Below are 11,480 nucleotides of genomic sequence, written 5' to 3'. Positions count from 1 at the left end.
TGCACGTCACGGCGGTCGGGTCGGCGGGTCTTCGGGTCATCCGCGTACGTCACAGCGGTCGGGTCGGCCGGGCCCAGGGGCCGTTCGGTCAGAGCAAGGTGAGCTGCTCGGGGGCCTCCGGCTCCGGAGCCGGAGGCGGGGGGAGGCGGCGGGCCATGGCCGGTGCGGTGCGGCCGACGCCGTGACGGGCGGCCAGCTCCTTGACCTGTGCGGAGATCCGCTCCTGGTAGGACTTGGGAGCGTAGGCGCCCCTTCCGTACAGCTCCAGATAGCGCGGCACGAGCCGTGGGTGCTCGCGGGACAGCCACGCCAGCCACCACTCGCGCGCCCCCGGCCGCAGGTGCAGGACGATGGGCGTCAGGTGGGTGGCGCCCGCCTGCGCGATCTCCCGCACGGTGCGGTCGAGCTGGGCGGGAGAGTCGGTGAGGTAGGGGAGGATGGGCGCCATCAGGACGCCGCAGGCGATGCCGTTGTCGTTGAGGGTGGCGCAGGTCTCCAGGCGTCTGTGCGGGTCTGGGGTGCCGGGCTCGACGGAGCGCCACACGCCGGGGTCGACGAAGCCCACCGACACGGCGGCGCCCACCTCCGCCCGCTCGGCCGCCTCGGTGAGCAGGTCGAGGTCGCGCAGGATCAAGGTGCCCTTGGTGAGGATCGAGAACGGGTTGGCCGCGTCGCGCAGCGCCGCGAGGATGCCGCGCATGAGCCGATAGCGGCCCTCGGCGCGCTGGTAGCAGTCGACGTTGGTGCCCATGGCCACGTGGTGGCCGCCCCACCGGGGCGAGGCGAGCTCCTTGCGGGCCAGCTCCGCGGCGTTGACCTTGACCACGATCTTGGAGTCGAAATCGGCGCCGGAGTCGAGGTCAAGGTATTGGTGAGTCTTTCGGGCGAAGCAGTAGACGCAGCGGTGACCGCAGCCCCGGTAGGGATTGATCGTGTATTCGAACGGGACCCGGCTGGCGGCCGGCACCCGGTTGATGATCGAGCGAGCCTGGATCTCGTAGAAGGTCATCCCCCGGAACTCGGGGGTGTCGAACGTGCGGGTGACCGCGTCGCGGGCGAACAGCGGCACGGCCGGATCGTCCCGGCCGGCGTCGGCCAGGCGCAGGTTGTCCCAGCGCATGCCTTGATTAGAACAAAGGTTCGACGATGATCGCAAACCGAAAGACGTCGCAATTACATGGTCAGCCGGAGGCTAATGATCTTCATGGTTGGGCAGGAAACCCGCACAGTGCTTGCGTTCCGGAGGTGCAACCATGGCCTGGTCGCAGGATGAGGAGCGAATGCTGGCCCAGATCGAGCAGCACCTCGTCGACGATGATCCGAGACTTGTCTCCCGGCTTGAGTCGTTCAACGAGCGGGTGCGCCGCAGCGAGGCGAGAGCCCGCGGCGAGTCGGTCGGGGGCCGCAGACTCCAGCGTTCGACGGTCATCATCCTGATCAGCTGGCTGCTCATCGCCACGCTGGTCGCGACCCTTCTGATCATGGTCCTGCAGCACGAGACCGCCGCCGCCCTCGCGCTGGCCGCCGCCTTCTGACCCTGCCGCCGCCTCAGTCGCTCGCGCGGGCCGCCGTGACCTCCGGCTCGTGACGCACGGGGAATTTGACGGAGGCGGCGATGAAGCAGGACTTGTGGGCGTCGGCGTGCAGCCGGATGGCGGCCTCCACCATGTCCGGCGACTCCACCGTCACCTGCGGCCGCAGCACCGCCTCGGTGAAGTGGCCGCCGCCGGCGGTCTCGGCCATGGTGCCCCCGGCGTGGTCCACGTACGCGGTGACCACGATCCCGGCGTCGGCGCACAGGCGCAGGTACGCCAGCATGTGGCACTCCGAGAGCGCGCCCACCAGCAGCAGCTCGGGATTCCACCGCGCGGCGTCCCCCCGGAAGGCCGGGTCCGAACTCGCCACGATGACCTCGCGCCCGTCGGCGGCCAGCGTGTGGTCCCGGGTGTAGGCGCGGTACCCGCTGGTGCCGGTGCCCTGATTGCCGGTCCAGGTCGTGGTCGTGGCATAGGTGTGCATTCGTGACACGTCAGACTTCCTTACTTTTGATCGCGTACGGTGACGCGGCGCTGCGCGCGAGGGGTTGCGGCAAGAGCGGCTGTGGCAAGGGGGGTTCTGTGGCGCGGCGCTGCGGACAAGGAACTGTGGGGAGAGTTTGTGGCGCGGCTGCGGACAAGGAACTGTGGGGAGAGTTTGTGGCGCGGCTGCGGGCGAGGAACTGGGGCGGGGCAGGTGTGATCACTGCTGTTCGGGCGGTTGTCGGGCGGTGGTGCGGGTGTCGAGGACGTGGCGGCGGGCGATCTGGCCCGCGTCCTGCGCCCGGCCGTCGGTGATCGCCGCGAGCAGGTCGTCGTGCTGCGCCGAGACGTGCGCGTGGCGGACCACCGGCTTGAGCGAGCGCAGGGTGGAGACCTGGATCTGGTCCCAGACCCGGTTCAGCGTCTCCAGCGCGATCCGGTTGCCGGCCAGCTCGGCGATCCGCCGATGGAAGCGGCGGTTGAGCTCGACCGCCTCCACCAGACGGCCTTCGCTCGTCGTCTCGGCGGTGACGTCGGCCAGCGTCCTCAGGGCCGTCAGGTCCGCGGGCGCGAGGCGGCCGTCACGCTGGCGGGTGGCGGCCGTCTCGGCGGTGAGCGCCTCGAGCGCGGCCCGCACCTGGTAGGCATCCTCGAGATCGCCCGGATCGAGGGCGACCACCACGACGCCCCGCCCGGTGGTGCGGACCAGCCCGTCGGCGGCCAGCGCCCGCAGCGCCTCGCGCACCGGCGTCCGGCTCATCTCCAGCGCCGCGGCCGCGTCCACCTCGGTCAGCCGCACTCCTGGCGCGTACGTCCCGTCCAGGATCAGCTCCCGCAGGCGCCGATGCGCCACCTCGTTCTGCATGTGCCAACTGTATCCATTGTATGCAATGCATGCAAAGCTAAGGCGGACCTATTCACCGCCGAGGTAGCGGAACCTGTCGGCGGTATGAAAGCGCAAAAGCCCCAAGCGGCCAAAGCCCCGGGCGGCCAAAGCCCCGGGCGGCCAAAGCCCCGGGCGGCAGAAGCCCCGGGCGGCTGATCACTCCGACCGGTAGTCGCCGAGCTCCCGCAGGAAATCGGCGCCGATCGGGGCCGCCACCTTGCCGCCCCCGCCGCCACCCTCCACCACCACGGCGAAGGCCACGTCATCCTTGAAGCCGATGAACCAGGCATGCGATTCCAGCTTCGGCCCGGTGCCGTACTCGGCCGTTCCGGTCTTGCCGCGGGTGCCCGAGGGGAGCCCGGCGGCCTTGGCGGTGCCCTTGGTCACCACGGCGGCCATCATGGCGTGCAGCTCGGCGGTGACGCCGTCGGGCAGCTCCTTCTCGGTGGCCTTCTGCTCGTGATCGGGCACCAGGGTGGGCGGGCGCCAGGTGCCGTCGGCGATGGCGGCGGTGACGGAGGCCATGGACAGCGGACTGGCGGTGATCCGGCCCTGGCCGAACGATTCGGCGGCGAGTTCGGCGTCGGACTCGGCCTTGGGGAAGCTGGGTTTTGTGGCCGGGACGCCGATGGTCAGCGGCTGGTTGAAGCCGACGCTCTCGGCGGCGCTCAGCAGCTTGTCGGCGCCGAGATGCTGCTTGGCCAGCGGCGCGAAGGTGGTGTTGCAGCTGTAGGCGAAGGAGTCCTGGAACGACACCGAGCCGAAGGACGACTCGTCGGAGTTACGGATCCGCAGCCCGCCGATCGTGACGTACTTGGGGCACGTCACGGCCTGCTTGGGGGTGATCCCCTCGGCCAGCAGGCCGATCGCGGTGACGGCCTTGAACGTGGAGCCGGGCGGGTAGCGGCCGTCGAGGGCGCGGTTGAAGCCGCCCTTGTTGTTGACGACGGACAGGATCTCGCCCGAGCCGGCCTCGATGGCGACCAGCGAGGCGGGTTTCTCGACGTCCTTGATGGCGGCGACGGCGGCCTTCTGCACGCGCGGGTCGAGCGTGGTGCGCAGGCTCTCACCCTCGGCGCCCTCGATCGTCTTCACCGTCTTGCCGCCGGCCTGGATCTCGGTCGTGGGCGTGCCCGCGAGCCGCTTCTGGAACGTCGCCTGCAGCCCGCTCGCGCCGATGGTCTGCCCGACCTTGTAGGCGGTGCCGAGCTTCTCCACGTCCTTCTTGGTGGCCTTGTCGAGGTAGCCGACGAGCTGCTGCACCGAGCCGCCGACGTCGCCGGTGTCGATGCGCCCGCCCGAGGCGTCGGTGATCTCGGCCCGGTCCGGCCACTTGGTCTTGAGCGCGAAGGTGGCGCCGGCGGCCAGGGACGGGTGCAGCGTCTTGGGGCTCCAGTCGACCTTCCAGTGGCGCTCGGCCACCTTGAGGTCGATGACGCCCTCGTACGTCCATTCGCCGAGGTCCTTCAGCCGGTGGGTGGCGGTGTAGGGGACGGTGGCACGGCCGTCGGTCTCGGCGGGGCGGCCGAGCCGTACCGTGGTCGACTCCACGCCGAGAGCGGTGCGCAACTGACCGTAGGGGGCGAGTGACGCGGGCGTGGCCAGCTCGGCGCTCATCTTGGCCTGGTCGCCGGCCTGCCAGGCGGCGGCGAAGCGCTGCGCGGTCTCGGCGGGGGTGCCGCGGGTGTGCAGCAGGTAGTAGGCACCGCCGCCGGCGGCGGCCAGCACCAGGACGGTGGCGCCGGACACGATCGCGATGGTACGGCCACGCGGCACTGGTCAGCCTCCAGTTCGTCGGGTCTTCTTCGCAGGCGGCTCGGCCACGCCGTTGGACGCCTTGTGACTGGCGGCGTACGTAGGCACGTACTCCTGCCCGGAGAGCCGCTGGATGGCGGCCATGATGTCGTCGGTGACGCGGCGGCGGTCGCGCGCGTTGGCGTGGTCCCCGGAGACCTTCAGCGGCTCGCCGATGGTGATGCCGATCTTGGCGGGGCGGGGGACCCTGGAGCCCACCGGCAGGACCTTCTCGGTGCCCTTGAGCGCCACGGGCAGCACGGGCGCGCCGGTCTTGAGCGCGAGCCAGGCGACGCCGATCTTGCCGCGGTAGAGGCGGCCGTCGGGGGAGCGGGTGCCTTCGGGGTGGATGCCGAACAGCTCGCCGCGCTCCAGCAGGTCGGCCGCGGCGTCGAGCATGGCCTGCGCCGCGTGGGCGCTCTCGCGGTCGGTGGGCAGGCTGCCCCCCAGGCGCATGAACCAGCTGGAGACCGGGTTGCCGGAGAAATACTCGTTCTTGGCGGCGAAGGTGACGTGCCGCGGCAGCAGCGCGGGCAGCAGGAACGAGTCCAGGACCGACAGGTGGTTGGCGGCCAGGATCGCCGGGCCCGTCCTCGGCACGTGCGAGGCGCCGGAGACATGCGGGCGGCACATCGCGTGCGCGACCGGTGCGGCGGCGAACTTGACCACTTGATACAGCAACTGGCGCTCCTGGACGATCGTCGGTTCGGCCACCCACCATAAAGCAGGCGCCCCGTCCTGGGACGGGGCGCCTGATATGTGGTTAAGGCCGATGTGGCGGTCGCCTCCTCGGCGAGGTGCACAACACGGCTCCAGCCGAACGGTATTCCGTGAAGGCGGTAATTTGCGGCCCGGGGGACACAGACCACATCGGCCATTCGATGCTAACCGACATCCGGCTGGTCGTATTCCACCGCCCCCCAAGATTTGGTCAGGATCGGGTCCAGTGAGGCTGGGTCACGTCGAAGACCCGCAGCTCACGGCCGCGCAGCGCGACCTCGGCGAACTGCCACAAAATCGCCCCCGTCGGCGCGTGGATCACGATCCCGGGCCCCAGCGGCATCTGCAGCAGCCCGTCCCGCCAGCGCGGCACCCCCGGCGCCACGAACCGCTCCAGCGGCACGGCGTGCACCGAGGCCACCTCCCAGGCGTCACCCACCGGCTCCTGCCGGCCGCCGAAGGCCACCACCGGCGTGATCACGAACCCCGAGTCGGTGACGAAGTCGTCGAGCAGCCCCGCAACCCGCACGCCGCGCACGGCGACCTCCTCGGCCAGCTCGCGCAGCGCCGCCTCGACGGGCTCCTCGCCGTCGTCCAGCCGCCCGCCCGGCAGCGCCCACTGCCCCGGGTTGCGGCCGTGCGGGGCCCGCCTGATGAGAACGGTGTACGGGGTCCGCTCGGCGTCCTCGAGCACGCACACGGTGACGGCGGCCCTGCGCACCCCCTCGGCGGGAGGAACCTGGCGGCGGTCGAAGGCCGCCAGGTTGGCCGTGATCAGGTCGCGTAGCTCGTCGAGCGGGGGCAGCACCCGCTCAGAATGCCACGACTCAGCCCATCGAGTTCACCACGATGATCCCAAGGATCATGCCGCCGACCATGGTGACGGCGGAGGTGATGGCCGCCCATTTGCCCAGCGTCTCGCCACGGGTGTGGCCGACGATGCCGAGCACGATCCCGATGATGCCGAACAGGATCGGGATGAACAGCAGGGCGATCGCCGCGCAGACGAACCCGATGATCGACAGAACGGGAGTGGACTGCGCCTGCGGTTGCGGATAGGGAGGCTGGTAAGAAGGCTGCTGCTGCCCCGGTTGTCCGTAGTGGTCGTCGCCTGGGGGTGGATCGTGCGGGGAGGTCATCGATCGTGCTCCTCTCGAAACGCACCTGGCGGCGGCCCGCCCGTCTCGTGACGTGATAAACATCACACACCCAAGTGGACGGCCTGTCGAGGCGGCCTGCCTGACTCGTCTCAGCGGCTGGGCCGCCGTGCGAGTTGCGGCGGCAGCGGCCGGGCGTGTACCACGTCCAGCCGGGACACCGCCCGGGTCAGCACCACGTACAGCCGGTGGAGGCCGCGCTCCTCCGCCTCGACGATGGCGGCGGGCTCGCACACCACCACGTGGTCGTACTCCAGGCCCTTGGCCAGCGAGGCGGGCAGCACGCCGAGCCGCCCGGCCACGTCGAGGCCGCCGTCCCACAGCGCGGCCGTCAGCGTGTTGACCTGGGCGTCGGCCGCGATCACCCCGACGGACCCCTCGAACTCCAGCGCCTGCCGCGCCGCTTCCACCACGCCGTGCCGCAGCTCGGAAACGCCGATCAGGCGCGCCCGGCCGCCTGCGCGGTGCGCGCGGGTGACGGGCACGTCCACCTCCAGCGCGGGCAGCAGCCGGCCGGCCAGCTCCACCACCTCGGCCGGCACCCGGAACCCCTCGGTCAGCGCGACCAGCCGGCCACCGGGCTTGCCGAGCAGCTCCAGATGCGGCGGCCAGGACCGGGCGGCCCACGGCGTGGTGCCCTGGGCCAGGTCGCCGAGCACAGTGATGGAGCCGTGCTCGCTGCGCCGGGCCACGGCCCTGCACTGCATCGGCGACAGGTCCTGTGCCTCGTCCACGATGACGTGGCCGTAGCCGCGCGGCCGCTCCAGCAGCCCGGCGAGCTCGTCGAGCAGCACCAGATCCGCGGCGGTCCAGCGGGCGCTCCGGTGGCCGCGCGGCGGCCGGGACCAGAGGATGGCCCGGTGCTCGGCCGGGGTGAGGGCGTCGGCGGGCGTCTGGCCGCTCAGCACCTCCAGCAGCACCTCTTCCGGCCGGACGGCGGGCCAGACGGCGTCCAGGAACGGCGTGACGGCCCTGCCCGCCATGCGGGTCCAGGCCGCGGTCGCCGTCCGCCCGCGCGCCTCGGCCTGCCGCCGCACCAGCTCCACCACGCGGGCGCGCACCCGCTCACGACCGGTCGTGTACGGCAGGGCGTCGCGGCGGGTGTCGTCGACCAGGCGGCGCAGCTCGTCCTCCCGGACCCGCCAGCGGGCCGAGCCGTCGGCCACCACGACGGGCTCGGCGGGCTTGCGGATACGTGCGTACAACGCCTCGCGCAGCACCACGGCCATCCGCGGGTCGTGCTTGACGCCCGCGGCCGCGGGGCTGTCCTCCGCCCGCACCGGCACCGTCGCCAGGAGCTGCTCCAGGGTGGTCTGCTCGACGTCGACCTCGCCCAGCGTGGGCAGCACGGCCGAGATGTGGCCGAGGAAGGCCTGGTTGGGCCCGAGCACCAGCACGCCGCCGCGCCGCAGCCGCTCGCGGTGCGCGTACAGCAGATAGGCGGCCCGGTGCAGGCCGACGGCGGTCTTGCCGGTGCCGGGCGCGCCCTGCACGCAGATCGACTCCGCCAGCGCGGCCCGTACGAGATCGTCCTGCTCGGGCTGGATGGTGGCGACGATGTCGCGCATCGGGCCGACGCGCGGCCGCTCGATCTCGGCCGCCAGCAGGCGGCCGGTGCGGTCCTCCTCGCCCGCTTCGAGCCGTTCGTCCTCGAAGGAGGTCAGGGTACGGCCGGACCAGCCGAAGCGGCGGCGCACCGCGACGCCCTGCGGGTCGCGGGCGCCGGCGCGGTAGAAGGCGCGGGAGACGGGCGCGCGCCAGTCGATCACCAGGGGCGGGCCGCCGCGCTCGCCGCTGATGTGCCGCCTGCCGATGTGGTAGCTGCGCCCCCGGTGCTCGGCCGACCCTGGCCCGAAGTCGAGCCTGCCGAAGAACGGCGGCCCGTCCGGCTCCTCGCTCAGCTCCTTGGCCAGGCTCTTGAGGTGGCGGCCGAGCCGTTCGGCGCTGTAACGGTCACCCGCCACGCTCTCGCCGACCACGACGTTCTCGCGGGCGTCGTGCAGCATCCTGCTCAGCCCGGCCACGCAGCGCTGGACGTACAGCCTCTCTTCGTCAAGCCTCTCTTCGTCGAGCGCGGACACGGCACCCCCTGTTAACTCGGTCAATAATTTAACCAGGTTAACAGTTTGCTAGGGTGTGCTCATGACAGGACTGCGACAGCTGCAGCGGCAGCGCGTGCGGGAGGCCATCTCCTCGGCGGCCATCAGGCTTTTCCTGGAGCGCGGCTTCGACGAGGTGCCCGTCACCGAGGTCGCCGCCGCCGCGCAGGTCTCCAAGCCGACGCTGTTCAAGTACTTCCCGACCAAGGAGGACCTCGTCCTGCACCGCATCGCCGATCACCAGGGCGAGCAGGCCCGCGTGGTACGGGGACGCGATCCCGGCCGGACGCCCGTCGCGGCCCTGCACCGCCACTTCCTCGACGGCCTGGCCCGGCACGACCCGGTCACCGGGCTGAACGACCACCCGGAGGTCATGGGCTTCCACCGGATGGTGTTCGGCACGCCCAGCCTGGCCTCGCGGCTGTTCCACCACATGGCCCAGGACGAGAACGCGCTGGCCGAAGCACTCGCCGAGACCCTCGACGAGCTGACCGCCGTCCTGCTGGCCGCACAGGTCCTGGCCGTCCAGCGCGTCCTGGCCCGCCGCAACTGGCAGGCCCTCGCCGACGGCGTCCCCCTCGCCGACCTGCGACCCGACGCCGTGCGCGCCGCCGACCGCGCCTTCTCCCTCCTGAGCGTCTGATCCCGTACGCCTTCCCGCGCGGTCTCAATCCCGTACGGCCTTCCGCGCGGTCTCAGTTCCGTACGGTCTCCGCGCGCCGTCCTCAGCCCCAGGTCGGTTCAGGCGTCGGGCGGCTCGATCCAGGTCTCCTGGAGGTGCAGCCAGCTCAGCCCGCCCTGGTCCTGGCGGAGAACGACGGTCGCGAGGCGGCCCCGCCCGTGCTGCCACTCCTCGTAGGCCGCCACGAGCAACGGCCCCGCCACGGCGACCTCGCGGACGTGCCGGATCTCGATCGCCAGGTCAGGCGCCTTGCCGTGCGCGGATCTGACCTCGGCCAGCACCGCAAAGTAGCTGAGAGTGACCAAGAGTCCCGGGCGCCTTGACATAAAGCTAGTTATCGCGCCGGACTTATCCCGCCATGTTCGAGCAGAAACCAGCCGCGCGTTCACCAGCCCCCCGTCCATCACTCTCGGGTTCACTCCCTCTGACGAACCCTCACCCCGAGCGCCCCTGAGCTCAGCAACGGACGCGCGAATCTCGCATCAGATGCGAACCACGATGATCGGCGAGCCCGCCTGACCTGCGGCGGGTGCCTTAGAGTTCATTCCCGGCCGGATAGTCCCAAGACCACTGTTCCGGCTCTGCCGCGACCTGGAGCAGGATCGCGCAGTTGAGCGGGATCGCCCTCCAAGAATCCCAGGTCTCCAGAGAGCGCTCCGCGCTCATGCCGTTCCACGATTGATACCGTGCGTCGGGCAGGCACGCGCCGTGCAGGATGGTGTCCCGCTCCGGCAGGAGTCATCCCGAAATTGCTCGGCCTGTCCCTTGATGACGGCGGTGTACGACGGTCAGGATCGTGACTCCGACGCTCAGCGTGGCGATGACTGGTAATCCGGCCGCCATCGCAGTTGCTAGCCCCCAGACGCTCGCCGCCCAGCCGATCACCACCGCTGTCGCCCCCTGCGCGAAGTAGGCGACAAGATACATCGTGGACAGGGTGGCCGCTCGCGCGTCGCGCAGGGCAGCTTCGTTGACCAAACCGATTCCGCCGTAGAACATCAGTCCGTAGCTCGCGCCGCTGATGATGGTGGCTAGGACAAACACTGCAAGGGATCCATACCCGGCAGCGAGCATCATCGCGGCGAGGCCGAAGACCGCTAGAACGCCGCCGACCAAGCTGGCCCTATGCGGCTCACGGCGCTGCGCCCACATCGATGCTGGGAGAATCGCCACAGCCCAAGAAGCCAGCGGCAACGCTGCTAGGAGGGCATTGTCCGCGCCCACCAAGTCACCCGCGATCTGCGCTCCGACGGCCAAGATCACGGCTCCCATGACAAACGCGACGCTGATTGACACAACGCCCAGCCAGAAGCTGCCGCGGTTCGCCGTGGGGAGATGAAGCGGCGTCGGCCTCCAGCTCTTAGCTTGGCTGACACGCGCGTCCGCCAGGAAACAAAGGAGGCACAACAACCCTATCGTTGCGGTGAGTAAGGTGACGAACGGCAGACGTGTTGGGGCGGGCGCATATTCGACAAGGGCACCGCCCGACAACAGGGAGATCGCAGTACCGCTTGCCGTGGCGGCGGTGTTGATCGAGCTCGCGAACGTCGTTCCGCGCCTCGGGCTATGTTCCACGAGCGCCGCGCTTGCCGCCCCCATCGCGATGCCCACCCCAACGCCCTGCAACCCCCGACCCGCGAAGAGGGCGACGAGGTGGTCCATGAAGACAAAGGGGACTGTTCCAACGGCGACGATACTGACTCCGATCAGGAGAACACGCCGCCTTCCTAAGGTGTCTGACAGTGATCCCCACAGGATCAGCGAGGCAACGAGTGTGACGGGGTAGAGCGCAAAGAGCGCTGTCGTCACAAATTCGCTCACGCCGTACTGCTGGGCGTAGAGCGGGTACACCATGGCTGGCGCGCCGCTGGCCCAGAGCGCGATGACAAGGACACATGCGGCAGCTGCGAACGACCAGCCGCGAGACAGCGTCATGCTGCCGCGTCGCGGGCGACCGTCACCAGCGCCAGACGAGCTGTCATGCATTGGCCGCCCACGACGAAAGGGCTGATTCACGAGGTCCCCGAGGGCTTGGGCCGACCGGAAGAGTGGAAACCCGGATCGGGATCATCCTACAAATACCGTGTCGGTCCGATGTACTTGCCGCGGAGCACCACGGGCACG

Annotated in this window: 12 protein-coding genes; 2 read left to right on the top strand and 10 right to left on the bottom strand. The window is 70.5% G+C overall.

Annotated elements, in window-relative coordinates; all coding sequences use genetic code 11:
- Positions 1-88: 88 nt before the first annotated feature.
- Entirely contained in the window at positions 89-1,120 is a 1,032-nt protein-coding gene (locus tag IEY87_RS14245) for an Rv2578c family radical SAM protein (RefSeq protein ID WP_189139099.1), read from the bottom strand.
- A gap of 133 nt (positions 1,121-1,253) precedes the next feature.
- Here IEY87_RS14245 and IEY87_RS14240 point away from each other — a divergent pair, with 133 nt between their 5' ends.
- Complete coding sequence (locus tag IEY87_RS14240; protein ID WP_189139098.1) at positions 1,254-1,535, top strand: DUF3040 domain-containing protein; 282 nt, start codon at positions 1,254-1,256, stop codon at positions 1,533-1,535.
- Positions 1,536-1,548: 13 nt separating this feature from the next.
- Here IEY87_RS14240 and IEY87_RS14235 read toward each other — a convergent pair whose 3' ends face one another.
- From IEY87_RS14235 to IEY87_RS14205, 7 genes are all read right to left on the bottom strand, one after another.
- Positions 1,549-2,019 carry an OsmC family protein gene (locus tag IEY87_RS14235; RefSeq protein ID WP_225277370.1) on the bottom strand — a complete coding sequence of 157 codons (471 nt, stop codon included), beginning with the start codon at positions 2,017-2,019 and terminating at the stop codon, positions 1,549-1,551.
- 219 nt (positions 2,020-2,238) lie between these two features.
- On the bottom strand, positions 2,239-2,883 hold the full coding sequence (locus IEY87_RS14230) for a GntR family transcriptional regulator (protein ID WP_189139096.1): 645 nt from the start codon (positions 2,881-2,883) through the stop codon (positions 2,239-2,241).
- A 177-nt stretch (positions 2,884-3,060) separates the two neighbouring features.
- Positions 3,061-4,653, bottom strand: a complete 1,593-nt coding sequence (locus tag IEY87_RS14225; RefSeq protein WP_225277340.1) for a penicillin-binding transpeptidase domain-containing protein — start codon at positions 4,651-4,653, stop codon at positions 3,061-3,063.
- 30 nt (positions 4,654-4,683) lie between these two features.
- Positions 4,684-5,412, bottom strand: a complete 729-nt coding sequence (locus tag IEY87_RS14220; RefSeq protein ID WP_225277341.1) for a lysophospholipid acyltransferase family protein — start codon at positions 5,410-5,412, stop codon at positions 4,684-4,686.
- A gap of 217 nt (positions 5,413-5,629) precedes the next feature.
- Entirely contained in the window at positions 5,630-6,226 is a 597-nt protein-coding gene (locus IEY87_RS14215) for an NUDIX hydrolase (protein ID WP_189139094.1), read from the bottom strand.
- A 19-nt stretch (positions 6,227-6,245) separates the two neighbouring features.
- The gene (locus tag IEY87_RS14210) at positions 6,246-6,557 is read right to left on the bottom strand and encodes a hypothetical protein (RefSeq protein WP_189139093.1); all 312 of its coding nucleotides are present in this window, start codon (positions 6,555-6,557) and stop codon (positions 6,246-6,248) included.
- Between the two features lie 110 nt (positions 6,558-6,667).
- Entirely contained in the window at positions 6,668-8,656 is a 1,989-nt protein-coding gene (locus IEY87_RS14205) for a HelD family protein (RefSeq protein ID WP_225277342.1), read from the bottom strand.
- A gap of 61 nt (positions 8,657-8,717) precedes the next feature.
- Here IEY87_RS14205 and IEY87_RS14200 point away from each other — a divergent pair, with 61 nt between their 5' ends.
- Complete coding sequence (locus IEY87_RS14200; protein WP_189139092.1) at positions 8,718-9,317, top strand: TetR family transcriptional regulator; 600 nt, start codon at positions 8,718-8,720, stop codon at positions 9,315-9,317.
- Positions 9,318-9,415: 98 nt separating this feature from the next.
- Here IEY87_RS14200 and IEY87_RS14195 read toward each other — a convergent pair whose 3' ends face one another.
- Positions 9,416-9,661 (bottom strand): hypothetical protein, encoded by a 246-nt coding sequence (locus IEY87_RS14195; RefSeq protein ID WP_189139091.1) that lies wholly within the window; start codon positions 9,659-9,661, stop codon positions 9,416-9,418.
- Between the two features lie 433 nt (positions 9,662-10,094).
- Positions 10,095-11,291 carry an MFS transporter gene (locus IEY87_RS14190; protein ID WP_189139090.1) on the bottom strand — a complete coding sequence of 399 codons (1,197 nt, stop codon included), beginning with the start codon at positions 11,289-11,291 and terminating at the stop codon, positions 10,095-10,097.
- Positions 11,292-11,480: the final 189 nt, after the last annotated feature.

Source organism: Nonomuraea glycinis (genome assembly GCF_014646515.1).
In the GTDB taxonomy this organism is placed as follows: domain Bacteria; phylum Actinomycetota; class Actinomycetes; order Streptosporangiales; family Streptosporangiaceae; genus Nonomuraea; species Nonomuraea glycinis.
Note: the sequence above shows the minus strand (reverse complement) of the source record. Positions and strands in the feature narration are given on the sequence as shown.